This is a genomic window from Salinivibrio siamensis, assembly GCF_001996005.1.
GTDB classification, from domain to species: Bacteria; Pseudomonadota; Gammaproteobacteria; order Enterobacterales; family Vibrionaceae; genus Salinivibrio; species Salinivibrio siamensis.
Genome location: NZ_MUFB01000035.1, coordinates 31,868 through 56,917, shown reverse-complemented (window position 1 = coordinate 56,917; position 25,050 = coordinate 31,868). Strand labels below are relative to the sequence as shown.

Below are 25,050 nucleotides of genomic sequence, written 5' to 3'. Positions count from 1 at the left end.
TATCGGTGAAGACCATTTGCAGAGAGCCTGTTAATGCGGCGGGCACCTTGATGCCTTCTAACGAATTAGGCACTGCAACCGCGCAATGTCATCAGGGCCATGACGTGAGTCAGTAAAAGGCCGAATGTAGAGCGGCAGTCCAAACCAAACTCAATACGCTTCGCGGATGCTTGACGAACGGGGGAATCCATGTAGCCCAATTAAGATGTGAGCCACGCTACCACGACACTCAACTTGGACGCCGTAAACACTAAATTTGACCCAAACCAAAAATGCCAAGCGTGGGGAATCACTCTTAAATTGCTTGTTATAAAACTTTTGCCACAATACTTCCTGCTATAGTAGAACCTCTCGGCTCATAACGAGATGTAAATTGTTCAAGCAATATTTTAAACTGCTCCGTTGATACTGCTTTTATTTTTTTGTCTAGAAAATCGTTAAGCGCTTGATGTAATTCAACAATATTTATCATTTCTATCGTTTCTGAAATACTTACACAGTTAAATTGTTGATCATGCATACCTGTCGTCAAGTGGAGAACTTCGTGATCAGACACCTCAAGCCACGTAATACACCTATAGTTTCCTTTGTTATCTAGACCAACCCAATCTGATGGAACTCGTTGTTTTATATGACCTTGCTTATAAAGCTTTTCTATTGCTAGTTGTGCCTCCAACGATATCCAATACGGAAATTTAGAATTCGTATCTGAGGAGGTAGATATAAGAAAACAAGGGTCAAAATCTTCCTCATAAGGAATGTTACCCATAAGCTGAGCTTGTTGAAAATCTTCGCACAGAAACCAACATTCAATAAAATAAGTCAGTAAATCAAGACCTTTAAACTCTTTCGATACATAATTAAAGTTTGCTCGTAGAATCGGGAGTTCAAACCTCTTACAAAGACTATTTTTAAGGAGATCATTTTTTATTTGACGTGATTCAGTCCTATGTTGACGACCATCATACTCAACTGCAAATATTGGGTGATAGTCATCGTTTACAATAACAAAATCAAAATGAGACTTTAAACAATAGCTAAACTCATCTTTTGATATCCCGCTGTTGTTTATAGGGAATACATCAGCCAACCTTACTTTAGTAAAAACTTTGGCTCGTTCCTTACAAACATGAGCTAACTTATCGTAAGTTACCTCTTCATATTTATTTAGTAATCGTAAATTCATATAGTTTTATAACATTGTATTAATGCGCGCGCTCGATTTTCCAAAACCGTCATACGCGCCTTTTTTCATCTAAATACTTATAATGAAACACATTTTTAACGCTTGAAGCAATCACCTTGTCTGCGAAAGTGTGCACGCCGCCTATCTCGGACAAGGCGTTCACACTATCCTCAAAGACGAGTTTATAACTCATTGGTTATATTTAACTAATATTTTGTCTTTCGGCGATAATGTGAATGTGTCTCGAAAAAGTGTGCACACTATTTGGCTTTCTCTACCAATAAGCTGTACGAGTAAACAGTCTTAGATTGAGGGAAAGGATCATGACCAAAAGCCCGTTTATGGCAAGCCCTCAGCACGAGATCAGGCGGCGAGGCTATGCGATCAAAACCGAGAAGAGTTACTTATACTGGGTTCGTCGATTTATCTTTTTCCATCATAAGCAGCATCCTACAGAGCTCAGTGATGAGGATGTAAAACGTTTCTGTCTTATTTGGCGAATGCGCAGCAAGTTTCACCGAATACGCAAAAGGTTGCCCTTAATGCACTGGCCTTTCTATACAACCAGTTTTTAGACCAGCCGCTAGGTAAGATTGCGTTTAGTCCGTCCAAAAAATCGCCGCGAATTCCAATTGTGCTCAGTAAAGAAGAAGTTGCCAGAATTTTTGCCTACCTTGGCGCAAGAGATAAGCTGATTTGTGGGCTGATGTACGGCAGTGGCCTACGCATCAATGAGTGCTTGAGGTTACGCATCAAGGATTTGGATTTTAATCATAACGCGATCACTGTTCATAATGGCAAAGGTGGAAAATCACGCACCACCTTGCTGCCTAATCAATTGGCCGGTGAGTTACATACATTATGTGAAAGAGCTGCCGACATCATCTGCATGATTCCAATGTGCGTAAAGCCTTAAACCGTGCGGTGCAAAAGGCCGGCATCACCCATAAGCACGTTACCTGTCATACGTTTCGCCATAGCTTTGCCACACAGATGCTTTTGGCGGGTTACGATATTCGCACCATTCAAACCTTATTGGGCCATACCGACCTCTCTACCACGCAGATCTATACCCATGTGATCGGGCAACAATTTGCGGGCACGACAAGCCCAATGGATTTGCTTTAACGCCCACGCTACCGCCGTTGGTTAGCGGCGTCCAAAAATGCCATGTAAGAGGCAGAAATATAAAGGGTTAGAATACCAAAGTGCAGAATAGCTGTTTAGGCACAAACGCCTAAAATGTTGGTGAGGTCAGGGTTTGGGAGTTTGCGGGACAATAAATGCAAAAAAGCCGCTGACTGAGCAGCGGCTTTCGGTATGTGGCGGAGAGATAGGGATTTGAACCCTAGAAGGGCTATTAACCCTTGCCGGTTTTCAAGACCGGTGCTTTCAACCACTCAGCCATCTCTCCGGAACGGGTCGTATAGTATGAGCAGAGGTAGCTGATGTAAAGTGACTTTTTGCACTTTTATCGCTAAACGCTGAAATAATCAGCAAACGCCCCTGCTATATACCCAATGGCGCTGGGTCAGCGCCATATCGGCTTAACCAAAGCGACCGTTAATGTAGTCAGAGGTCAGTTTGTGCTCAGGGTCATTAAAGACTTTTTGTGTGCTGTTGACTTCAACCAAGTCGCCAAGGTGGAAGTAAGCGGTGCGATCAGACACACGTGCCGCTTGCTGCATCGAGTGCGTGACGATCACAATGCTGAAGTTTTTCTTCAGATCGGCAATCAGCTCTTCAATGATACCGGTGGCAATGGGGTCTAACGCCGAGCAAGGCTCATCCATCAAGATCACTTCGGGCGCGACAGCAATGGTACGTGCGATACACAGACGTTGCTGCTGGCCGCCTGATAGGCCTGTTGCGGGCTGATCCAGGCGATCTTTCACTTCGTTCCAAAGCCCTGCCCGCGTCAGTGATTGCTCGACCAGGCCATCTAACTCATCTTTGCCGTCAACCAGACCATGAATACGTGGGCCATATGCCACGTTATCGTAAACCGATTTCGGAAACGGGTTAGGACGCTGGAATACCATGCCCACTTGCGAGCGAAGCTCCACAATTTCGGTGTCGCGATGATAAATATCCTCGCCATCCAAAATAATATCACCCGATACTTGGCACCCAGGAATGGTATCGTTCATGCGGTTTAGGCAGCGCAAGAAGGTGGATTTACCACAGCCTGACGGGCCAATCATCGCCAAGACTTCTTTTTCACCAATATCCAGACTGACATCGGTAATCGCTGATTTTGAGCCGTTCTCGTAATTCACATATACATTACGGGCAGTCATGCGTGGGTTTTCTACGAAAGGTACACCACACGTCTCAGTCGGTGCCGCGGTATTTTGCGGCGTGGCATCTACTACTTCTTCGGTCATGGCTACATTGTTCATTGTTGTCGTCGTCATGGTTGTTTCTCCCGACTTACCAGCGTCGCTCAAGACGCTTACGCAGAATCACGGCACAGGCATTCATAAGCGCGAGGAATGCCAGCAATACCATGATTGCGCCAGAGGTGTTTTCGACAAAGCCCTTTTCAGGGTTCTCTGCCCATAAGTAAATTTGAACGGGTAACGCAGTGGCTGCATCCAGTGGCCCTGAAGGGATATCCACAATAAAGGCCACCATACCAATCATCAGTAGCGGCGCGGTTTCACCCAGCGCTTGTGCCATACCGATAATGGTGCCAGTCAGCATGCCAGGCATAGCTAATGGCAACACATGATGAATCACCATTTGCATTTTCGATGCGCCGACACCCAAGGCGGCGTCACGTACCGAGGGTGGCACCGCTTTGATAGATGCGCGGCTCGAAATAATGATAGTTGGCAACGTCATCAGCGTCAGTACCAAGCCGCCAACAACCGGCGCTGAACGCGGTAGGTCGGCAAAGTTGAGGAACACGGCTAAGCCCAGCAAACCAAACACGATCGACGGTACCGCTGCCAGGTTATTGATGTTGATTTCAATAATCTCAGTGATGCGATTACGTGGCGCGAATTCTTCCAAGTAAATCGCGGCTGCCACCCCGATAGGGAAGCTTAATGCCAGTGTCACCAGCAACGTATAGAAAGAGCCTACGGTCGCGCCCCAGATCCCAGCAAGTTCAGCATCACGGCTGTCACCATTGGTGAAAAAGCGCGAGTTGAACACGGTGCGAACACGATCGTCTTCTTTAAGCTGATTGAACCAGCCAATGTGTTTGTCCTTAAACTGGCGATAAGACTCCGGCAAGCTGCCATCGATATTGCCTTTATTAAATTGGTTGACGTTATCGCCAGCGAGTGCCCAAATTTCTACTTCTTGCCCCACCAAGTCAGGGTTGGCCGCCACACGGTCACGCAAGTCATACTCGGCGCCGTTAGACAGAAAACGGAACAGCTCACGTTTGTCGCCACGCGACGTCACGTCTGGCATGGCATCAAAAATGGCATCCGCCAGCACTGAGCGATAACCCAAGTATTTAAGGGTTTCGTCATTTAATGGCTTGCCTTCAATCCCTAGGTTTTCTTCACTTAAATCAACGGTCAAGCGGATTTCCGTGGTGTAGAAAGCGGTATAACCTTGCGAGACGATCGAGCCGAGCAATAAAACCAAGAAGGTAAACGCAAGGAAAATAGAGCCCATTCCGTAAAAACGAAAACGTCCTTCTTTCCCGCGGCGCTTTGCTAAGCTTGCCCTTACCCTTGCGCGCTTTTCTTGCGCCATTTTTTCGATTTTATCAGTCATATTGTTCCCGGTATTTCTTCACGATGTTCAGCGCAATCACGTTAAGTGCGAGTGTCACAACAAATAATGTCAGACCCAAAGCAAACGCCGCCAAGGTCTTTGGACTATCAAATTCTTGGTCACCCACGAGTAAAGTTACAATTTGCACCGTCACTGTGGTCACTGAGTCAAGTGGATTGGCCGTTAGATTCGCAGACAGACCCGCCGCCATCACCACAATCATGGTTTCGCCGATTGCACGTGAGACAGCCAGCAATAAGCCGCCCACAATGCCGGGTAACGCAGCCGGTAGAACCACTTTACGAACCGTTTCTGACGGCGTGGCACCCAGTCCGAACGAACCATCACGCAGCGATTGGGGGACAGCGGTGATCACGTCGTCTGACAATGACGAAACGAAAGGAATAATCATGATCCCCATTACCGCGCCCGCAGCCAGAGCACTCTCTGACGAGGCACTGCTAAAGCCGATCGCCTGTGCCACATCACGAATAAACGGCGCGGCGACCAAGGCGGCAAAGAAGCCATAAACCACCGTCGGAATACCGGCGAGGATTTCCAGAATCGGTTTGACGATACCCCGTACACGCGGCGATGCGTATTCGGCTAAATAGATGGCACTCATCAACCCGACTGGCGCCGCAATACACATGGCGATAAACGAGATCATCAAGGTGCCAGTGAACAAGGGAATTGCACCAAATGAGCCACTCGCCGCCTGCTGATCGGCGCGCAATGCAATTTGCGGCGACCACTCAGTACCAAAGATGAACTCAGTGACCGGAATCATTTGGAAAAAGCGCAACGCCTCAAACAGCACCGAGAGCACAATGCCCAGTGTGGTTAAAATCGCGAGTGTTGAGCAAAGCAGCAAAAACGCCTGCATCACATTTTCAACGCGATTTCGAGCGCGAAGACGTAATCGCAGAGAGCGCCAGCCAAAAGCCAAACCCGCTAACGCGAGCGATGTCATTGCGGTGAAACGCAATGTCGTTCCCAGTTGGTTCAGCATTTGATAGTGGTCAGCCGCTGCCAACAAGACAGCATCGTCAGTTTGGGTGATGCCACGAGCGACGTTTCCAATCTGACTGTACAGCAAGTCGGCGTTGCCGAACTGCGTAACATACGCATCAGATATCTGTGCCATCACCAAACTGTGGATCAAGTTGGGTTCTACCGCTTGCCACAACAATAAGAGAACCAGTGCCGGAATAGCCGCGAGAATCGCAACATAAGAGCCGTAATAATTAGGACGAGAATGAAGCTTACTCAATCCGCCAGCCGTATCGGCGAGCTTGATTGAACGTGCTCGAGCAATAAAAAAGCCTGAAATTGCAATTACAGCAATTACGGTCATCAGCATGGGTGTTGTCATTGTTCCTCCTGAACACGCACAAAGGTGGCACCTCATGTGTGCCACCTTTTCGTGTTCACACTGCGCTTACAGGTTTGGTTTTAGGTCAACTGCGGCGCTGCGTACTTGTTTCCATTCACTGTTGTCTAGTGGGATAAGGCCACGGTCAGCCAGGTAACCCATGTTGCCGATAGCATCTTCAGCAGTGAATGCGGTCACGTAGTCTTTTAGACCTGGGATCACGTCTTCGTGTGCTTTTTTCACGTAGAAGTACAGTGAACGTGATACGGGGTAGTCACCGCTACCAATCGCGTCAAACGTTGGTTCAACACCCGCGATTTTTGAGCCTTGTACCTTGTCAGCGTTTTGCTCTAGGAAGCTGTAACCGAAGATGCCAAGTGCGTCTGGGTTTGCTTCAAGCTTTTGCACGATAAGGTTGTCGTTCTCACCCGCTTCGATGAAAGCGCCATCTTCACGCATGCCGTGACAAATCGCTTTGAATTTGTCTTCGTTGCTGTCTTCAAGCGCCGCCACTTCTGGGTACTCGGCACAGCCCGCTTCCATGGCTAGCTCAACAAAAGCGTCACGCGTCCCTGATGTTGGTGGTGGACCTAGCACCTCAATTTTGGTGTTAGGCAGTGATGGGTTCACGTCTTTCCACGTTTCATTTGGGTTGTCGATAAAGTTGCCGTTGCCGTCTGGCACGGTTTTAGCGAGCGCGGTGTAGATCTCTTTCAAGCTCAGGTCATATTGCTGAGACATTTTCGAGTTTGCCAGCGCGATACCGTCATAACCGATTTTGATTTCAACAATGTCGTCAACACCGTTTGACTTACAACGGTCGATTTCCGAGCTTTTGATTTTACGTGATGCGTTAGTGATATCTGGCGTGTTTTCACCCACACCTGCACAGAACAGCTTAAGACCGCCGCCTGAACCGGTAGATTCGATTTTTGGTACTGAGTATTGCGACGTGCGACCGAAGCGCTCAGCAACTACAGTAGCAAAAGGGTAAACAGTAGAAGAGCCAACGATGCTAATGTAATCACGGTTTGCGGCCGTTGCGCTACCTGAGGCCAGCACGGCCATTGATACTGTAGTAGCTGCAAAGAGAGCTTTAAGTTTCACATCAACCTCCAAGTCGATTATTTAAGTTAGTGCTGTGCAAATCAATTTATCTACACATAACGAAGAACTCGGTTAACGGGGAGACACATTAAGAGCACAAAGTGACAGTTCCTTTATGCAATCATGAAGGTTTGATGACAGTGCGGCGCATTGGTAACAGATTCAAAAGTTGTTTTTACCACGCTGGCGCTGTGCGTATGGCGGGCTAGGATAGACTCACCAAGGACTGACGCGCGTAGACTCGATGCACCATCGAACGCCCCGTCCTCCACCTTTTTTGATGAGTAAAGGCAATGATAGATGCCAAAGATAATGTCTCGTTAAACGCGCGTGCCGACGAGACACCGATGCATGGCGATACCGTGCCGAGTAAGCCGGTCGTTTTGTTTTTATGCGATGGTAAGCACGGTGCCTCTTTGATGGCCGCCGCGGTGATGGTAAACAAAGCCAGCAGTTTTTTTGATGTCCACTGCGCACATACATCCAGCACTATGCATACGGCGCAAGCGTCAAAAGCGTTAATTCAGTTTCAACTCTCAACGTCAGGGATCACGCCGTCCCCGCTGGCCGAGCTCAGATTGACGTATGTTGATTATCTGGTTGCGATGAACCCCGCTGCCGTGCAATCCGGATTACCATTACCTGATTATGGAAAATTTGTACCCTGGGATGTGACTGAGCATAGCGAGGCAGGCTTGACCCCCGTGCTCCGAACGATCAATCAAAACATTAACTATTTTTTGTCTTTGTACTTATTTCGCTAACGCTGACAGACATTGCCAAGGTAATAAAAAAGTGCGCCGCGTGGGCGCACTTTTTTTGTTTAGTGCCTCGTGCYTAGTGCACATCATCCGAGCCTAAAGGCTTCCGCTTGCTCTTTGATACTGGCGTTTTCTTTTTCCAACCGTTCGTACGCTTGACGGGTTTGCTCCGCCGTCTCGGCAAGTGATTCCGCCGCGCGGTGAATCGCTGACACATTTTGATTCAAATCCGCCGCTGCCGTGGTTTGCTCTTCGGTCGCGGTAGCAATCGCGCCTGTCATTTCTGATACCTGCTGCGTGGCATCATTGATGGTGTCAATCGCTTCTGCCGCCCGTTTGGCATCGTCCAGCCCTTTTTGCGTCAACGTTTGGCTATCGCTCATCACTTTGTAGGCTTGACGCGCTTTCGTTTGCAGCCCTTCAATGATTTGATTGATCTCATCGGTCGATGATTGGGTTTTGGTCGCCAATCCACGCACTTCATCGGCCACGACCGCAAAACCTCGACCGGCTTCGCCCGCGCGAGCAGCTTCAATGGCCGCGTTGAGCGCGAGCAAGTTGGTTTGCTCGGCGATGGTGCTAATCACTTCCGAGACTTTACCAATATTTTCGCTGTCTTCGGTTAACGCCTCAATCACTTGAGATGCTTCATTAACTTGGTCTTTTGCCGCCACGCTTTGCTGGTAAGATTGTTCAAAGGTCTGCCGACCTTGCTCCGCGTATTCACGCGTCTTATCAGTGTGCTCCGCGGCATTCACCGTATTGCTCGCCACTTCACCAAAGGTCGACTCCATTTGTGTCATCGCACTGGCAAGCTGTGACAGCTCCCCACGTTGTTGCTCAACACTGTTCACGGTATGACTGACCTGGGTCGACAGCTCATCACTGACTGTTTGTAATCGCTTAGTGCCTTTCACTAAAGACCCTATCAACGCGGTAATGCTTTCTTGCATTTGCGCAAAGGTATTAGCGGCTTGCCCCAGCTCGTCGCGGTTAAAAGCGTTAAGATCCAAACGTTGGGTAAGGTCACCACTTTCCACCCGTTGCATTTGGGTAACCAGCTGCGCCAGCGGCCCACGTATGCGCTGTTGTAGCAATAACGCCACACCCGCCATCAGCACAATCAGTGCAACAATCACGGCTATACCGATATAGATTAGTCGCTCGATTTTTTCCGATTCTCGCGTCTTTATCGCGTTGGCTTGATCTTCCAACGTCTCTTGCAGCGTGGCCAAGTTGGCAACTATCTGGTCAAACGGTGCCAGCATAGGGCCCAGCATTTTGCGGCGCGCATCGTCCAGTCGGCCATTATCGATAAGCGAAATGTAATCGTTTTGCATGTCGCGGTAATTGTTGAGGCGTGTCTCGATGGTGTCTACCGCCTCTGTATTGCTATCACTGACCGTTAATGCCTTCATTTTGTCGAGCGCTTCACCGACTTCTTGATCGTTGCGCTCAATTTTCACCAGAATATCGCGATGCGCTTGTTTGTCATCGGTTAAACCGTAATCGAGTGCGAAGCGGCGATAGGTGACGGTAAAATAGCGAAGATCAGATACGGTGCTAAGCAGGCGAACATTACGCTCTACCACATCATTAAACTGTACCTTGACGGTGTTTATCTCGCTAAATAGATACGACCCACTCGCCGCGACCGCAATGCCGAGTGCAAGAAACACCACGCGTAAATACTGTATGATCGTCATTGGTTACCCCGCTGCCCTAAATCTCATTGTTAAGTTAATTGTTTTTTTGCGCACGAAGTAACGGGTACGGCCTATTACTGCAATAGGTTCATTCTCAGTAAGGTTTTTCTTGGTGGTCTTTATGCCGTTCACACCACAAAAAGCAGCAATCCATGGCAGGCCACAACCGCCACCGTCAAGCGACCACGCATGGTTTGATAGGCGGAAGACGTGTCCTCACTCTCACTTTTTCGGATCCATTTTTCCGCTAACCATACCGCTAAATAACCGATGGCAAGTAACCCGGTGGCAATCAAATATTGGGTCGCCCCTTGAATCAACGCCCCCCAGGCCAGTAGTGCAAACAAGTTACTCAGCAGTAACGCATTTCGGCTCAGTTTATGAGAAAAATGATCGATACCATTCCCCCACAGTACACCAGACAAAAAGCTCAAAATCACCGCACTGTAGCTTAAAAATAACCGCTCTCCACTGAGACCAAATAAGGTCAGATCGGCCCAAGTGACGAGGACGCCGCCAATAAAAGGCAGCAAGCCAAGGTATCCAAGTTGCAGCATGGTATCGCGTGAAGCGGATTGTGGTTTCATCATCTCACTCCTAAACAATCTATTAAGGTTTTAATCAATCTTGAGTGTACGAAGACAATCTTCCACTGGCCGTCTTATCGACACATTTCGCTGCTTTTCTCAGCACTTCAATCCAACATAATGTGATTAATAGCTCTTTTTTTTTGCAAAGAATGGTCGCGTTGCGTAAATTGTTGCGCGTTTTGTTGTTAAAAGAGGAATGATTCATGTCAACACGAAGTACGTCGGATGCGAGCAATGCGAGTGCATTGCAGCATCCGTTTGCCGATTGCGTCACACAAACCGGCCTGTTTAAAGGTGTTCATAAAAATATGATGATCGCCGCCACGCTTCTGGTTTGTGTCTTCGTGTTTTTTACCGGATTTAATACTGATTTAGCTGGCCGTGTATTTGCCGCTGCTCGTGGCTGGGTGGAATCGACCTTTGGTTGGTATTACATGCTGGTACTGGTGCTGTTACTGATCGCCAGCTTGACGATTGCCGTTACGCGTTTAGGTAACATTCGTTTAGGTGATGACGACGACCGGCCCGAGTTTAGCACCTTCTCGTGGCTATCCATGTTGTTTTCCGCGGGTGTCGGCGTTGGCATACTGTTTTTTGGGGTAGCCGAACCCACGCTCTACTTTGATACAAGTGGTGCGTTCGGCTACCCCAACAACCCGTATGCAGATATGGCCGGTGCCACCACTATGGGCTTTGATCGCGCCGCCGATGCGTTGCGTGTCACCTACTTCCATTGGGGCTTTCACGGCTGGGCGGTGTATGTGATTGTGGGCCTCGCGCTCGCCTATTTCTCGTTTCGGAAAAAGCTGCCTCTCGCGCTACGTTCCACGGTGCACCCACTGATCGGTAATCGCATTTACGGGCCCATCGGCCATATTATCGATATATTGGGGGTGCTTGGCTGCGTGTTCGGTGTCGCCACCTCTCTGGGGCTCGGTGTCAGTCAGATTGCCGTGGGGCTCGATCGCCTATTTGGCATCGATCCAGGTATCGCGACTCAAGTTATCCTTATTGCACTGATTTCTGTGGCCTCTATCTTGTCGTCTCTCTCTGGCGTCGGCAAAGGGATCCGAATCATTTCTGAGTGGAATATCATCGTCTCCGCACTGGTGATTGCCTACTTTTTATTCGGCGGGCCTACGGCTTGGTTAGTGCAAATATTTGGGGCATCACTGAGCGACTATTTGGTCGAGTTTATCCCGATGGGGCTGTGGTTCCCGGAGGCGAAAGGCCCCTCTGCATGGCAAAATGCCTGGACCATTTTCTATTGGGGCTGGTGGATTGGCTGGGCGCCCTTTATTGGCCTATTTATTGCGCGTATTTCTCGCGGCCGCACCTTACGAGAATTTGTCGTGTGCGTGCTGTGTGCGCCAACCCTAATGATTTTTGCTTGGCTGGCGATTTTTGGCGGTAACGCGTTGCATCAAGAGCTTGTCGCTGATGCCGGGATTGGCACCGCTGGGATTATTGATTTGGTCAATGGTTGGGACTTACCCGCGGCGCTGTTTGCCACCGCCGATGGCATTACTGGCGGCGGGATCTGGGGATGGATACTCAACGCCATGATGATCTTCTTGCTATTTAGTTGGTTCATTACCTCGTCCGATTCGAGCACCCTTGTGCTTACCACGATTCTGTCGATGGGCAATGATAACCCGCCTAAACGCTTTCGAGTATTCTGGGGCACTATGATCGGTGCCGTCGCTGCCGTATTGTTGGTTGCAGGTGGGTTAAGAGCCCTGCAAACCGCGAACATGGTCACTGCCCTGCCCATCAGTGTGTTAGTGATCTTGATGACCATCAGCGTGATGAAGTCTTTACTGGCAGAGTCGGTGGGTAAATCCACCGCCTCGACACCATCACAAGCGAGCAGCTAAACCGCATTTAGCAAACCAAAAAAACGCCACCGCATTGGGTGGCGTTTTTCTTTGCGACGAATATTACGGTGCTACTGGCTCTCCAACCGCCATCGCCAGCACACTCACCGGATGCAAGGCCTCCAGCGATGTGTTTTCTTCAATTTGCCATTTACAGGTTTCACAGTCGGTGATCGCAAAGTCCGCCTGCGCGGCTTCAATCTGAGCAAATAAGCCACTACCGATGGCAATCGAGGTTTGATAGTTCTCGGTTTTAAACCCATAGGTACCTGCCAAACCACAACACTCGCTATCGAGCACAATCACCTCTAACCCGGGGATCATACGCAATAGCTCAATGGTAAACATCGCATTACCACTGCGTTCCAAGTGACAAGGGGTATGGTAAACCACTCGCTTATTAATCGGCTTGAGCTTGGGCATCTCGCCATTCATGGCCGCTTTGAGTAAAAAGCGGGTCACAAAGCTGATCTGCCCTGCCACGTGGGCGTTATCTACTCCCAGTACGTGGGGATACTCTTCTTTTAACGTCAGCGCACACGATGAGGAGGTAGCTATTACAGGGCGATGCTCGGCAACCGCACCGGCAATCATCGCGGTATTGGCAGTCGCGTTACGGCGCGCTTTATCGTAAAAGCCATTGGCAATTAAAGGCACGCCACAGCACTTATGTTTTTCGAGCAATTGCACGCCGTACCCCATCGCATTCATCACTTTCACCAAGTCTTTACCAAGCTGCGGGTTGTTAAAATTCACATAACAGCCATGAAAGTAACTGACTTGTTTGGGGTAATCCGCTTGTGCCGCCGCTTGGCTTTTCATCCAACGCCGAAAGGTGCCAAACGAATACTTGGGTAGAGATTTATGTTTATCCACTCCAATCGTGGCGTGCATCACCGCTTTCACCGGTTTCAGATCCGTCATCACGTTCACCAACGGTGCTACTGGATTAGCAAGCGTGCCAAACAAGTCGGTATGGCTCAGCACGTAATCACGCATCAGCTTAGGATTGATATTCTTCTTACCGTGTTTGCCGCGCGCCACCGCAATGATGTCGCCAATTTTCACCCCGGAAGGACAGGCGGTCTCACAGCGTTTGCAGTTGGTGCATAACTTGAGCAGGTCATCATAATACTCAGGGTTTTTGATCCGCAGACGCTCACCATCCGGGCCACACTCTTTGGGGCCAGGATACGCAGGGTTCGCTTTTGATACCGGGCAATACACAGTACAGACCGTGCATTTAATGCATTGGTCAAAACTGGTAGGTTGCGGCGCATGGTCGCTATAATCACGCTGTTTCAGCCATTCAGTTAGCATGGGACGCCTCCTTAGCGTTCGCCATCACAGCGAGCGCACGTTGCGCGGCGGCGTAGCCGGTTGCGATCGCAACGCCACCGCCACAGCCTTCATAGACGGGGTCGTAACCACTGAGCACCGCGCCACACACAAACAGGTTTTGGCAACGTTTGCCGCGTGCGGTGGGCCGCAGTTGGTTGTCGGTGTTAATGCCAAAAGCCATAAAGGGGTGGCTTTGCTGACTGAAAAAGTCGTCGTTGCGCCACTCGCTGCGATCAGGGCTTTGCACCATGTCTAATCCCAACGTCGGTTCGCTTACCTGAGTGCGGTCGGCATTGAGACCGCGGCTAAAATAGCTGCCCGTGGCCAAGATCACCGCGTCTGCAGTTAACGGAATATCTTCGAGCTGACGCGTATGCAAGGCGGTAAGGCGACCGTTGTCGTCAAACTCACCGCCAGTCACTTGATCGCCGCGCAGCAATACCCCACCCGCGCTAGCAAAGGCCCGCTGTAACGCACGCTCAATGCGGATCCCCAGCAGTGAAGGCGGCATGGTCGGCACTTCGTGAAAACAGCGATCGGTGCGCTGTTTAAGCGCATCCATCCCCCGCTCGCCGGCCACATCGGCAATGATGGCGGGTAAAATCACCAGCTCATCGGGGCCGGACTGCGCGATTAGTTGCTCGCACAGACTGTCAAAGGCATCAGGCTCAGCCAATAAACGAGAAAGATCCACCGAGCGCAGCTCATTGCGGTTACGGCGTAATCGCTCGGCTCCCGGAATCGACAGCGTAATGGTGCGACTTGGGCAGGATGCAAAATCACGCTGGGCGGTAATGGTGTCTTTCGCTAACGTCGGTTGCGCATCGCGATAGCCTTCAATGGCCACAAAACACAAACCAGAGAAACGACGCGGGCCGCGATGCTGATACACATGCCCTTGCGATAGCCAAGTCGGGCGCACAGTACCTAATGGCGTAATGCGGCCGTGGTTGGCGTTATCTTCTTGATGATACAGACACACCTTTTGCGCACTCAGTTGGTGTTGGAACCAAGCGAGTGACTGGGTGATCTCATCTACACTGACTTTGGCATAGGGATGCTCAGGGTGCTGGCGCACCAGTTTCGGAATCGCCTCAAAAGGCTGACTGACAGGCTCACCATTGGGAAAATGGCCCAATACATCAATTGAGCCTGACGAGAAATGTAGCGCGCTTTGTCCGGCGCTAATCATTACGGTTTTCTTGCCCGCTTCCAGTGACCGCAATGCGGCAGTAAACCCGGCAATGCCGCCACCAATCACTGCGATATCGTAGTGGATCATTGTGATACCTCCTGATCAGCCGCTGACGTCGGTGCAGCACGCTTTATCTCAGCGCTACTGCGCGGTGCCTTCGGCGGCGTTGGCACCTCACCGGCGCCAAACAATCCTTGATAAATCCAATAGCTAAATTCGGCTTCGCGTAGCGCATCGCCCCAAAAAATCGGTTTCACGCCTTTCCAACGCTCTTCGAGAAAGTCCACCAGCAGCCCTGCACTGGCTTGGCCATCTATCCCAGCCAGCTCACTGAATAAGCTAGCGGCACGATAGCTGCACAGCTCGCCCTGACAAGGCCCCATACCCAGACGAGTGCGCCGACGCAGATCGGTGAGATTTTTCACATCCAGCGATTGAATCGCATAGTTCACCTCGCCCTTGGTCACCATTTCGCATTCGCAAATCACCGCTTGGCTGTCGTCACTTTCATCTAAAAAATGGCTAACGCGCTCACCGTGGCGGTAATAGGCGGATTGGTAGACAGGTTTCACCAAACTGGCACTGGCTTTACGGATCCCTTTAGAAGGCTCAGAGCCCGGCAGCGGGCGGGTCGCAGTTTGGCAACGGTTGCGATTACCCAGCTTTTCAGCCACCAAGTCTGTGGCTTGCTCGGCCATCAAACGATAGGTCATGAGCTTGCCACCAGTGATAGTGATCAAGCCTTCCAGCCCATCGCGTGCTTGATGATCGAGTAACACAATGCCGCGACTGATATTACGGCCACTGCCGTCGTCATCTACCGAGACCAAAGGCCGCACACCCGCATAGGCGCGCAACACGCGTGTATTGGCCATGATGGGGGCGAGCTTAGCCCCTTCGCGCATCAGCACATCCACTTCTTGTGGCGTCACCGCCAGCTTATCAATCTGATCGTACTCGATGTGCTCAGAGGTGGTGCCGATTAAGGAAATGGTGTCACCGGGCACCAAGATGTCAGCGTCTGCCGGTTTCCGGCAGCGGTTAATCACACGGTTATTAATCCGATAGTCGAGGATCAGCAATGAACCCTTGGCAGGGAACATTTTGATATTCAGATCGGCATACTCACAGATTGTCTGCCCCCAAATCCCTGCGGCATTGATCACTTGCTTTGCCATAATGGCAAAACGCTCGCCGGTGAGGGTATGCAAACACTGGACGCCTTGCACCGTCGCCCCTTGACGAATTAATCCCGTCACTCGGGTATGGTTAAACACCTTGGCGCCGTGCTCTTTGCCGTCCAACACATTCGCGGCACACAAACGAAAGGGATCGATAATGCCATCCGGCACTTGCACCGCGCCAATCATTGCTGGATTCGCGTTGGGCTCGAGGGCCAGCGCTTCACGTGGCGTCAGTTTTCGGGTCGGAATACCGGCTTTATCGCAACTGGCAATAAAGATGTCTTGGTACGCTAAATCATCTTCCGGCAAGGTGATAAAAAGTCCGCTGGTGTCTTCCACGCAGTGGCGAGCAACGGATTTAAGGATGGTGTTTTCTTGAATGCATTCACGGGCCGATTCGGTATCTGTGACCGCGTAACGAGCCCCAGAGTGCAGCAAGCCATGGTTGCGCCCCGATGTCCCAGCCGCAATATCGTCACGTTCGAGCAAAATGCATGAGATGCCACGCAGTGCGCAATCTCGCATGATGCCGGTGCCGGTTGCACCCCCACCGATGATGACCACATCCGTTTCAATATACTGGCTATCTGGCATGGGGCCTCCTTGTTACTGTATCGTAACGGGAGTGTGGCATTTTCCGTGTCACAAAGACGGCGAGATCATCACACAATGCGCGAATTCGARACAAAAACTCACACTTGTTTGATTTAAGACAAACTTTTAGCCGCCAAAAGACGCGCGAATGGTGACACGGGAAGCCACCGCTACAAGGGAAAGGCCCGACGATCGCACCGAAGGCTCCGTCAAGTTGGCTAATTCGATGCGATGCACAACAAATACATTAGAAAAATGCGCGAAAACGCGCATTGTTAATAATTTGTATAGTTACTTGCTACTGGTGCCAGCCACTAAACGCTGACGTGTCATGTACCCGCGGTAACACAGTGCCACTACAAAACATAACCCTGCGGGAAACAGCAGGGCAGCAAAATGGAAGTGCGCAAAAAGCGCCGCGCCCACCACCCCTCCGACGATAAAGCCAGACGCGATCAGTAAAAAGAGCATCAGTTTGCGCTTATCCACTGAATTGCCGCGCAGCTTGCCCCCTAGCATTAATCCTAAATCGGTAAAGATGCCGGTTAAGTGGGTTGAGCGCACGATCGCGCCGCTGTAGGTGGTCGCCATCGCATTCTGCAAGCCGCATGCTGCCGACGCGGCCAACTGACCAATGGCAAAACCGCGAGAAAGAAAATAAAACGCCACCATAATCAGCCCGGCTTCGACAAACAGTGCCGAGTCATAATGGCGGCCCAATTTAAGCGTGCTGCCATGCAATAAGCACCCGGAAATCGCGGCACCGAGGAAAAAAGCCAACAATAAGCCACCCAGTTGAATAACTTGTGTCCACTGGCCGGCAAACAACCCCGAGCCAAATTGCGTCGCGGTGCCTGACACGTGTGAGACGGCTTGATGTTCAAAGCCCAACAGACCGATCGCATTGATGGTACCGGCGATCAGCGCTAACACAAACGCCCCGGCTTCAACCCACCGAGGCAAACGGGTAATCATTGGCTTTCCTAGTCGTTATTGGATGAGGATGATGGCTGGTCAAGCCTATCCAGTTGGTTGTGGCGGATCATCGCTTGTAACTCCTTCACATACGCCTGGCCACGCTCCGAATAGCGCCCTAGCCCATTAGCAAGCGCTGCACCAGACAGCGGTTTATTCTGCTCACGCAAGCTGGCGCGGATCTCGCGTAGCCCTTGGTACGCGGCATGGGTATTCAAGTTATTGATGTAGCTTTGTACCGAGGCTTGCGGGTTATCAAACGCTGCGACTTCGTGCACTTTCCCTTCCGCACGTTGCTTGGGCACCAGTCCACATCCTTTACTAAAGCACCACTGGCCGAAGTAGTTATTCCCTTCCCGTGCAAACCGCGACGTGCCCCACGCACTCTCGTTCGCCGCCTGCGCTAACACCAACGACGGAGGAATCATATCCACCCGTTGGATCAGCGCCATCCAGTCGGCTTCTTGGCCGACATCAAAACCCTCCAGCTCATACTGTTCGGCGAGCGCTCGGACACGTTTTATTTCTCGGCTACTTAGCTCACTTTTACGCGCATGCCATGCCATTAATGCGGTGCGATCCGCCAGTACTTGGCTGTTAATGGCATTAACCACAGGGGTGAAGTAATCAAAAAACGCCTGCTTACGCTCAGCCCCCGCGGCAAAGGATTGGAAATCAGGCACAAGAGGAGCTTGGGGGCGCTGACACGAAATCAAAATGGTGATGGTCACAGCAAGAATCGCCATGCCGATAAAGACGAAGGTACGATGTTTCATAGTGCCCCTAATGTTGTCGATGTGGGCGGTATTATAACGCATTCAGGCGCAATAGAGGTGTCTTGTTCAGTATCTCACGGAGAAGACACGCTAGGCTAACTAGCGATTATCAGCTCCTGGTGTCTCGTTCTGGCGGTGCAAACAAGCACTGCCATCGTTGCCGAACGCTCAGATCGGGCTGCGTGGCGTCTCGCCACATTTGTTGCCATTCTGCAAAAGTTACCACCAGAGGGTTGAAACTATTCACTGGCTTGGGGATCCCATAGCGAACCGGTTCAGATTCCGGCTCGAAGGTGCCAAATAACTTGTCCCAAATGATTAAAATGCCCGCGTAGTTTTTGTCGATGTACTGAGGATTCACGCCATGATGAACGCGATGATGAGACGGGGTATTAAAAATCCACTCCACAGGCCCGAGTGTCTTTATCCATTGAGTGTGAACAAAAAACTGTAACCCTAAATTCAGCAGTACAACAAACACCACCCATTGCGGCGGAAACCCAATCACCACCAGGGGCAACCAAAACAGCCACATCCCTGCCAGCGGGTACATTAAGCTTTGGCGAAACGCGGTGCTAAAGTTCATCCGCTCAGAGCTATGATGCACCACATGCGCCGCCCACATCCAGCGAATACGATGGCTGGCGCGATGAAACCAGTAATAACAAAAATCCTGCGCGATCATCAGTAATAAGAACAAGCCTACCGACATTTCAATATCGAACAGCCGCCAGCCAAACCACCACAAATACACCTTGGCAATCAGCAGCCCGGTCAGTAAATCTGCAGCTTGATGCAGCCCCGCCAAGGTAAAATTGCAAAGCACTTCCGGCACGTAATAACGGGCATTATCGCCCAATTTTCCGCGGCGCAGCGCTACCCAGTACTCCCCCAACATGCATAAGAAAAACACGGGGGCCAGCACAAGCAGTAGCCATTCGGGATGAGAGATCAGTTCAGTCACGAGCCTTTATCGCACGGTACAATTTCTTAACATATTAGGTGTTTTTGCCCAACCTGTAAGGAAAAGCATCACCAAGCTGTTAGTTTGCGCACATAAGGGGGATATGTAAGCAGCTTCTCGCCCGCTATGAACACACATTGCACGGCTCAGTCTTCCAAGTCACGAGCATTCTCTGATGGCTGAAATCTGTTTTTTTCAATCGCTGTGGTTGTTCTAATCAAATTAAAGATGAACACTGCGGTAACCAACGCAAACAGACTAAAAATCGCCGGAACATCATTACTTGTCCGGTAAGCCATCAATATCAGTAAGTAGAGACTGGCGAAAATAATATAAATGATGATATTTACGACTCTAGAAATCTGAGGAGAGCGTGCGAACTCTGTCATCACCATCATGAAGCCATAAAGCATCATCAACAAGATGGCAGCATAATCTAAATCGTTCCTCATGATTTCTCTGTAAATTTCAGGGAGTACGAAACTTCCAACCAAAGCAAAACCACACAGCAGTACAAGTGCCTTTTTCACTTTCTCACCCCTCAGTCTGTTAAAGGGCGGTAATAGTATAACCGTTCGTTTAAAAACCCAGTCATTGAAGGCAAAAATGCCAGCCGGGTTCAAAACTTACAGCCTAGATGTTACTTTTTTCTGGAACCATTGTTCCATAAATTCAATACAATGTATCACGCGTGGAGGAACAAATTGTCGGTTAGGGTATAACGCATATAGCGTTAATTCTGGACGCGGAAAGTCGTCGAGCACTTCGACAATTTCGCCATCTTGTAACGCGTTATCGCAAACAAAATCGGGTAAAAAGCCTACGCCAAGACCTTTTTTAACCGCCTCAAGAATCCATAGCGTACTATTCGCTTTGAGCGTCCCATCAATATCTACCCCGCCATCAGTGCCAATAGGCCAAGTATTTCGGCCCCGAAAGTAGCTATATTCAAAGCAGTTATGTTTGGTAAGCTGCTCAGGATGCTCAATGCCACCGTTGGCCTGAAGATATGCGGGTGATGCGCAAATTCGATAGCGGAATGTCGTCAACGGTTTTCCTACGTAACTCGAGTCAAACGACCGGCTTGCGGCTCGAAACCCGATATCAAAGCCGTTGGTAATAAGATCAAGCGTGTCGTCACTCAAGACAGTTTCCAACTCAACTGCCGGGTAACGCTGCATAAACTCAGCAAAGGCTTCTCCTAATATGGTCACCCCATCGTCATCGAGGCGGTCACTTTTAACTTTCCGCTGGGCTGGGTATGGCTTTGCTGGACCAACGACTCAGCTTGATCCAATTTATCTAGGATCTCTCGACACTGTTGCAAATACGCTTCGCCAACATGCGTAAGGTTTAATCGGCGCGTTGAGCGTTGTAACAGCCTCGCACCTAGCGACGATTCAAGACGGCTTATTTCTTTACTCACGAGTGATTTAGCTAGGCTGTACTCATCGGCTACCTGTGTAAAACTGCCCATTTCCACTACGCGAACAAACAGCCTCATCGCTCGTAGTTTATCCATGATTATTCTCAAATTAAGCACAATGCATTCTCATTGTGCGCATATATTCACACAACCTCAAGCTCTATAGTCGCTATGTCAACAACGACAACCTCTTCCACAATCAATGGAGCTTTTCAATGTATACACTCTATTACCTTCCTGGCGCTTGCTCTTTGGCGACACAAATCATCTTGCGCGAACTAGATCAACCTTTTGAACTGATCAATAAAATGACTGTTGGCTCGATAAGCGAGGTTAATCCGGTCAACTCCGTCCCGACGTTATTGCACAACGAGAGCGTGTTAACCGAAGGCGCCGCGATTATGTGGCACTTACTTAATACCTATCCTTCCCCTTTCATGCCAACGGATACCGATAATCAGCAAAAAGCGTTAACCGATATCATGTTTGCTAATGCGACTATGCATCCCGCCTATGGTCGACTGTTTTTTCTTAACCAGCACGCGACAGAATCCGAGCCTCTCTTCCCCTTGTTTTCTGCAGCCGCGCAAGAGATATCTCGACTATGGCACATTGTAGAGTTACGCCTGCAATCTCAGCCGTATTTGGGCGGCGATGAGGTCTCTGCCGCGGATATTATGCTGACCGTTTATGCGCAATGGGGCGCACTGTTCCCAGTGGATATTCAACTAGGCCCTAACACCCAAGCAATGTTGGCTCGCGTCCAGTCCAGACCAAGCTTTATCGCTTCAGTTAACGCTGAACAGCAAAACAACTAATAAGGAGTCCTTATGACACAAGAGTCGGGCGCTTTTCTTACCGTGTTAGATGTTGTGCAACAGTACTTTGAGGGGTTACATCACGCGGATACGCAGAAGTTGGCACGCATTTTTGACCCTCAAATAGTGTTGATCTCACCCGGTATTCGTCGCACACGCGATCAATGGTTGCAGCTGGTGCGCACTCGCCCAACTCCTCGGGACGCAGGCTATCCATTCGCGTACCAAGTGTTAGCCATTGAAGTCATGGGCAATCAAGCCATGGTTAAGGTCTCATGCCCGTTGCTCGACCAACACTATCTGGACTACCTCGGGCTGGTTCGAGAAAACAATCAATGGACGGTTGTCAGCAAGATGTATGCAGATTACCCCTCATGACATAGGAGCATGATATGCCTTACGTAAACATCAAAATCACCGATGAAGGTGTAACAGACGCACAAAAGCAGCAGCTAATCCGAGGCACGACAAAGTTACTTGTCGATACACTCAATAAAAACCCAGAGACAACGTTCGTGATCATTGAGGAGGTCAATCTGAACAATTGGGGAATTGGCTACCATTCCGTGAAAGAGCGACGGAAATAGCATGATAGGCTCCGCTCGGGAAAGCGAACCGACTCACCTTCCCGAGCGTCACAGCTTATCGATTAAAAAGACGCATCCCAATGGCCGATACACAGTAACGCAGTGGGCGCCAAGTTATCGGCTAATTTCAGCGCGTGTTTGGTCAAGGTATCATCAAACCCAGCAACCAGCACACAGCCGACGTTCAGTGCTGTGCTTTGTAAGTGAACATTTTGCGCCAATGCGCCACTTTCCATATACACATAGCGTGCACCACGTTCGCCTAAAGGATGCTGTGAGTAAAAATGCTGCGTGGCCTCTTCAAGCTTTGCCGCCACCCCCATAACGACCGACGCCTCACTTAGCCAAGGCTGGTTTCCGATACCGATGTTATGCATATCGTGCGGTACACCGCTCTCAACACGTTCCAGCGAATGGCTGTCGCTATGATAGTCATACAATCCAGCAGCCAGCCCGGCAACACGATTGACAACAAGTCTAATATGGAGGGGATAAAGACCTCCAGCAGAGGGGGTCGCTTTTTTGTGATTGGCGCCCGTGACACCTTGCGCAGACCAAAGTAACTGAGAGAGCACGCTAAGCGATAACGCATCGTCTGCATACTCCCGAATACTGCGACGCGACAAAATACAGTGAACTAACGAATCGGAGTCCTGTAGTTCTGGTGCCGGTAGCATTACCCTCATCAATGCCTCCTTGTAGCTTGTAATCAGGTTTCCTTATCTAAATCAAAAACGCGGTCAAGCAGTGCAATACCCGTCTTACGGTATCAAATAGGAAGATGTAGGGTCAGAGCAAGGTGCTGAATATGCTGATGGGATCTGTCTTTACACGATCAAAAAAGCCGCTGATTTCTCAGCGGCTTTTTTGATATGTGGCGGAGGGACAGGGATTCGAACCCTGGAAGGGCTATTAACCCTTGCCGGTTTTCAAGACCGGTGCTTTCAACCGCTCAGCCATCCCTCCGAACAGGGTGGTATACTAATGTTGGCCCGAGTTAATGTAAAGCACTGCAACAAAAATTTTGGTTTAAGTGATGGATATTTATCCATTACTCGCGTCGCTTGGCTTCACATTGGTTAAACAAGTTGGTACAACGTGCATATACTCTCGACGAGAGCTCGCATGTTATTAACTCAGGAACCGACATGACCTTAGACAGCTTTCTCGCCAAAGTCACGCAAACCCCAGATATGGTAATGTTTGACGAGACAATGGCGGTGATAGATGCACATTACGACTACGCCCCTACTCGATTCACTAACGGTGATCTCGCCAATAAGGCAGGCCAGAACACAGGCTCTTGCAAAGTACTCGCATTCTGCCAACTTCATGAGCTCACGGAAGCGCAGACGCTCGCCTGCTTTGGGGGGTATTATCGCGAAGACGTGCTGAGCAATCCTTCGGGGACGGATCACAAAAACATTCGTAACTTTATGGTCACCGGATGGAAGGGGGTCTCGTTTGACAAAATGCCACTCAAGGCCAAAACACGCGCGCACTCATAGCCTCAATAGCAACGTAAAACGGCGACTATTCGTCGCCGTTTTGCCTATCAAACCGACATTTTAACCAAGGCCTTTAACCCGACATCGCGGCTTGGTGACGAGGTAGAAAGACTTCTCCCATCATACAACGCACGCTTCCCCCACCCACGGTTTCAATTGTGTTGACATCGATAGGTACCAGTTTACCAAATTGGCGCAGCGTGCGTTTTTGCTCTTCGGTAAAAGCACTGTAAGCAGACAGTGACATGACGATGAGCGATTCACCGTGGCGATTGCGCAATTGTAGAATATTGCCACAAAGCTGGTTCATTTGTGACTCACTAATGGATACCAAGGTTTTATCTTGGCTCAGTGTGTTACACACGAGGTCGCGCTGCCCAGCTTCGATCACCTCATCGCACACAACGGCAAACTCTTCACCCACTGCCATCATCACATTGGTATGATAAACGGGATTGCCATCGCTCATCTCCGTGTTGAAACTCACGACTTGTCGCATGCCCACCTTTGCCGCCCACTCAGTTAGCAAAATACTGTCGCAACGGTGTGAAAGCGCCGCGTAAACACGCTGGTTGAGATGGTCGATAACCATCGCGCCGGTACTTTCAAGAAACGCATCGTCTTTGTCATGACACTTCACTTTGTGTACGTGATTGACGGCATAGCCTGCACGGTCCAATGCAGCCATTAAGCGCTCGGGTTTCACCTCCAGCTGGCGGTTTGGGCATGCCATGGGATAAAGGTAAAGCTCGCCACTGGGGAGCGTACTAAACCAGTTATTGGGAAATACCGCATCAGGCGTCGCAGGATCAGATTCTGGGTACTCCATGACCACCACATCGATACCGTGGCGGCGGAGGATCATCACCATGTTATTGAATTCGGCCATCGCGCGCGTTTTCACTTCTTCATCCGGCAGTGACGGCGCATGCTGAAAACCATTATCCTCACTCGTTTGTGCATTAAACTTAAAATGAAGCGGGGGCACCATCACCACAGCAGACGCCGCATGCGGATGAGTCAGCGGATATTGGGTATCACAGCTCGCTAAAAACGCCATAAGCAAACCTTCTAAAAACAACAAGTACTAAGAGTATAGAGTCGCTGTCACGCACGCGATCAATCCGGGTGCGTCACCGCCTCTTCCAACAGTGTGAATACTGAATAAGCGATGGAAAATATCATTGAAACAAGTTTTTTACAAACTGAGTTTTTCGGCCTCTCGCACCCTTAAAAATATCGACAACAAAAAATCATATACCCTTATGACTTAATTGAATTTTTCACCAAAGGCATTCGCATTTCTAACGATATTTACCGCCACTAACAATTATTGCCCCTA

The 25,050-nt window shown here is 49.8% G+C and carries 26 protein-coding genes, 2 tRNA genes and 1 pseudogene; 9 read left to right on the top strand and 20 right to left on the bottom strand.

Annotated features, from left to right (window positions below):
- Positions 1-307: 307 nt before the first annotated feature.
- Positions 308-1,186: a DUF2726 domain-containing protein gene (locus BZG73_RS14465; protein WP_077668666.1), complete on the bottom strand. Its 879-nt coding sequence runs from the start codon at positions 1,184-1,186 to the stop codon at positions 308-310.
- A gap of 323 nt (positions 1,187-1,509) precedes the next feature.
- On the opposite strand from BZG73_RS14465, the pseudogene BZG73_RS16295 reads away from it, so the two are divergent.
- The 3 genes and pseudogenes from BZG73_RS16295 to BZG73_RS16285 form a co-directional block, all read left to right on the top strand.
- Positions 1,510-1,715: pseudogene (locus tag BZG73_RS16295) on the top strand (site-specific integrase); the annotation flags it as partial.
- Between the two features lie 105 nt (positions 1,716-1,820).
- Complete coding sequence (locus BZG73_RS16290) at positions 1,821-2,102, top strand: tyrosine-type recombinase/integrase (RefSeq protein ID WP_407690289.1); 282 nt, start codon at positions 1,821-1,823, stop codon at positions 2,100-2,102.
- Positions 2,087-2,314 (top strand): tyrosine-type recombinase/integrase, encoded by a 228-nt coding sequence (locus BZG73_RS16285; protein ID WP_046073465.1) that lies wholly within the window; start codon positions 2,087-2,089, stop codon positions 2,312-2,314. The genes BZG73_RS16290 and BZG73_RS16285 overlap by 16 nt, the downstream gene beginning before the upstream one ends.
- Positions 2,315-2,509: 195 nt before the next feature.
- Here BZG73_RS16285 and BZG73_RS14455 read toward each other — a convergent pair.
- The 5 genes from BZG73_RS14455 to BZG73_RS14435 all read right to left on the bottom strand — a co-directional run bounded on the left by BZG73_RS14455 (position 2,510) and on the right by BZG73_RS14435 (position 7,406).
- A tRNA-Ser gene (locus tag BZG73_RS14455) sits at positions 2,510-2,600 on the bottom strand.
- Between the two features lie 133 nt (positions 2,601-2,733).
- Positions 2,734-3,486 carry a phosphate ABC transporter ATP-binding protein PstB gene (gene pstB, locus BZG73_RS14450; protein ID WP_235606085.1) on the bottom strand — a complete coding sequence of 251 codons (753 nt, stop codon included), beginning with the start codon at positions 3,484-3,486 and terminating at the stop codon, positions 2,734-2,736.
- A 133-nt stretch (positions 3,487-3,619) separates the two neighbouring features.
- On the bottom strand, positions 3,620-4,924 hold the full coding sequence (gene pstA / locus BZG73_RS14445) for a phosphate ABC transporter permease PstA (RefSeq protein ID WP_077600397.1): 1,305 nt from the start codon (positions 4,922-4,924) through the stop codon (positions 3,620-3,622).
- Complete coding sequence (gene pstC / locus BZG73_RS14440; RefSeq protein ID WP_046075216.1) at positions 4,917-6,299, bottom strand: phosphate ABC transporter permease subunit PstC; 1,383 nt, start codon at positions 6,297-6,299, stop codon at positions 4,917-4,919. The genes pstA and pstC overlap by 8 nt, the downstream gene beginning before the upstream one ends.
- 66 nt (positions 6,300-6,365) lie before the next feature.
- Positions 6,366-7,406, bottom strand: a complete 1,041-nt coding sequence (locus tag BZG73_RS14435) for a substrate-binding domain-containing protein (RefSeq protein WP_046075217.1) — start codon at positions 7,404-7,406, stop codon at positions 6,366-6,368.
- A gap of 293 nt (positions 7,407-7,699) precedes the next feature.
- Here BZG73_RS14435 and BZG73_RS14430 point away from each other — a divergent pair, with 293 nt between their 5' ends.
- Entirely contained in the window at positions 7,700-8,170 is a 471-nt protein-coding gene (locus tag BZG73_RS14430) for a hypothetical protein (protein ID WP_077668664.1), read from the top strand.
- Positions 8,171-8,253: 83 nt separating this feature from the next.
- Here the strand turns inward: BZG73_RS14430 and BZG73_RS14425 are convergent, their stop codons facing one another.
- Complete coding sequence (locus BZG73_RS14425) at positions 8,254-9,873, bottom strand: methyl-accepting chemotaxis protein (RefSeq protein ID WP_077668663.1); 1,620 nt, start codon at positions 9,871-9,873, stop codon at positions 8,254-8,256.
- Positions 9,874-10,001: 128 nt separating this feature from the next.
- Complete coding sequence (locus tag BZG73_RS14420) at positions 10,002-10,463, bottom strand: DUF3429 domain-containing protein (protein ID WP_235606083.1); 462 nt, start codon at positions 10,461-10,463, stop codon at positions 10,002-10,004.
- A gap of 203 nt (positions 10,464-10,666) precedes the next feature.
- On the opposite strand from BZG73_RS14420, the gene BZG73_RS14415 reads away from it, so the two are divergent.
- A complete protein-coding gene (locus BZG73_RS14415; protein ID WP_077668662.1) occupies positions 10,667-12,340 on the top strand; it encodes a BCCT family transporter in 1,674 nt (557 codons plus the stop codon).
- Between the two features lie 63 nt (positions 12,341-12,403).
- Here BZG73_RS14415 and glpC read toward each other — a convergent pair whose 3' ends face one another.
- The 9 genes from glpC to BZG73_RS16205 all read right to left on the bottom strand — a co-directional run bounded on the left by glpC (position 12,404) and on the right by BZG73_RS16205 (position 20,891).
- On the bottom strand, positions 12,404-13,660 hold the full coding sequence (gene glpC / locus BZG73_RS14410) for an anaerobic glycerol-3-phosphate dehydrogenase subunit GlpC (RefSeq protein WP_077668661.1): 1,257 nt from the start codon (positions 13,658-13,660) through the stop codon (positions 12,404-12,406).
- Positions 13,650-14,963: a glycerol-3-phosphate dehydrogenase subunit GlpB gene (glpB, locus tag BZG73_RS14405; RefSeq protein WP_077668660.1), complete on the bottom strand. Its 1,314-nt coding sequence runs from the start codon at positions 14,961-14,963 to the stop codon at positions 13,650-13,652. The genes glpC and glpB overlap by 11 nt, the downstream gene beginning before the upstream one ends.
- Positions 14,960-16,654: an anaerobic glycerol-3-phosphate dehydrogenase subunit A gene (gene glpA, locus BZG73_RS14400; protein WP_077668659.1), complete on the bottom strand. Its 1,695-nt coding sequence runs from the start codon at positions 16,652-16,654 to the stop codon at positions 14,960-14,962. Before glpA ends, glpB begins: the two co-directional genes overlap by 4 nt.
- A gap of 291 nt (positions 16,655-16,945) precedes the next feature.
- Positions 16,946-17,629, bottom strand: a complete 684-nt coding sequence (locus BZG73_RS14395) for a YoaK family protein (RefSeq protein WP_077639001.1) — start codon at positions 17,627-17,629, stop codon at positions 16,946-16,948.
- An 8-nt stretch (positions 17,630-17,637) separates the two neighbouring features.
- Entirely contained in the window at positions 17,638-18,405 is a 768-nt protein-coding gene (locus BZG73_RS14390; RefSeq protein WP_101494521.1) for a glucosaminidase domain-containing protein, read from the bottom strand.
- Positions 18,406-18,514: 109 nt separating this feature from the next.
- Positions 18,515-19,369, bottom strand: a complete 855-nt coding sequence (locus BZG73_RS14385; protein WP_235606082.1) for a sterol desaturase family protein — start codon at positions 19,367-19,369, stop codon at positions 18,515-18,517.
- Positions 19,370-19,515: 146 nt separating this feature from the next.
- Positions 19,516-19,899 carry a hypothetical protein gene (locus BZG73_RS14380; protein WP_131826207.1) on the bottom strand — a complete coding sequence of 128 codons (384 nt, stop codon included), beginning with the start codon at positions 19,897-19,899 and terminating at the stop codon, positions 19,516-19,518.
- 96 nt (positions 19,900-19,995) lie between these two features.
- Complete coding sequence (locus BZG73_RS14375; protein WP_235606081.1) at positions 19,996-20,583, bottom strand: substrate binding domain-containing protein; 588 nt, start codon at positions 20,581-20,583, stop codon at positions 19,996-19,998.
- Positions 20,580-20,891: a LysR family transcriptional regulator gene (locus tag BZG73_RS16205; protein ID WP_235606080.1), complete on the bottom strand. Its 312-nt coding sequence runs from the start codon at positions 20,889-20,891 to the stop codon at positions 20,580-20,582. Before BZG73_RS16205 ends, BZG73_RS14375 begins: the two co-directional genes overlap by 4 nt.
- 119 nt (positions 20,892-21,010) lie before the next feature.
- Here BZG73_RS16205 and BZG73_RS14370 point away from each other — a divergent pair, with 119 nt between their 5' ends.
- From BZG73_RS14370 to BZG73_RS14360, 3 genes are read left to right on the top strand one after another with little or no spacing between them, the layout of a single operon-like run.
- Entirely contained in the window at positions 21,011-21,613 is a 603-nt protein-coding gene (locus BZG73_RS14370) for a glutathione S-transferase family protein (protein WP_077668657.1), read from the top strand.
- Between the two features lie 12 nt (positions 21,614-21,625).
- Positions 21,626-21,991 (top strand): nuclear transport factor 2 family protein, encoded by a 366-nt coding sequence (locus BZG73_RS14365; RefSeq protein ID WP_077668656.1) that lies wholly within the window; start codon positions 21,626-21,628, stop codon positions 21,989-21,991.
- 14 nt (positions 21,992-22,005) lie between these two features.
- Positions 22,006-22,200: a 2-hydroxymuconate tautomerase family protein gene (locus BZG73_RS14360; RefSeq protein ID WP_077668655.1), complete on the top strand. Its 195-nt coding sequence runs from the start codon at positions 22,006-22,008 to the stop codon at positions 22,198-22,200.
- A 62-nt stretch (positions 22,201-22,262) separates the two neighbouring features.
- Here BZG73_RS14360 and BZG73_RS14355 read toward each other — a convergent pair whose 3' ends face one another.
- Together BZG73_RS14355 and BZG73_RS14350 are read right to left on the bottom strand one after the other, a co-directional pair.
- Positions 22,263-22,886 (bottom strand): SagB/ThcOx family dehydrogenase, encoded by a 624-nt coding sequence (locus BZG73_RS14355; RefSeq protein WP_077668654.1) that lies wholly within the window; start codon positions 22,884-22,886, stop codon positions 22,263-22,265.
- Between the two features lie 189 nt (positions 22,887-23,075).
- Positions 23,076-23,166 (bottom strand) — tRNA-Ser (locus BZG73_RS14350).
- A gap of 182 nt (positions 23,167-23,348) precedes the next feature.
- Here BZG73_RS14350 and BZG73_RS14345 point away from each other — a divergent pair.
- Positions 23,349-23,708 carry a HopJ type III effector protein gene (locus BZG73_RS14345; protein WP_046075234.1) on the top strand — a complete coding sequence of 120 codons (360 nt, stop codon included), beginning with the start codon at positions 23,349-23,351 and terminating at the stop codon, positions 23,706-23,708.
- Positions 23,709-23,781: 73 nt separating this feature from the next.
- On the opposite strand, the gene BZG73_RS14340 is transcribed toward BZG73_RS14345, so the two are convergent.
- Positions 23,782-24,768, bottom strand: a complete 987-nt coding sequence (locus tag BZG73_RS14340; protein WP_077607426.1) for an arginine deiminase-related protein — start codon at positions 24,766-24,768, stop codon at positions 23,782-23,784.
- Positions 24,769-25,050 lie beyond the last annotated feature (282 nt).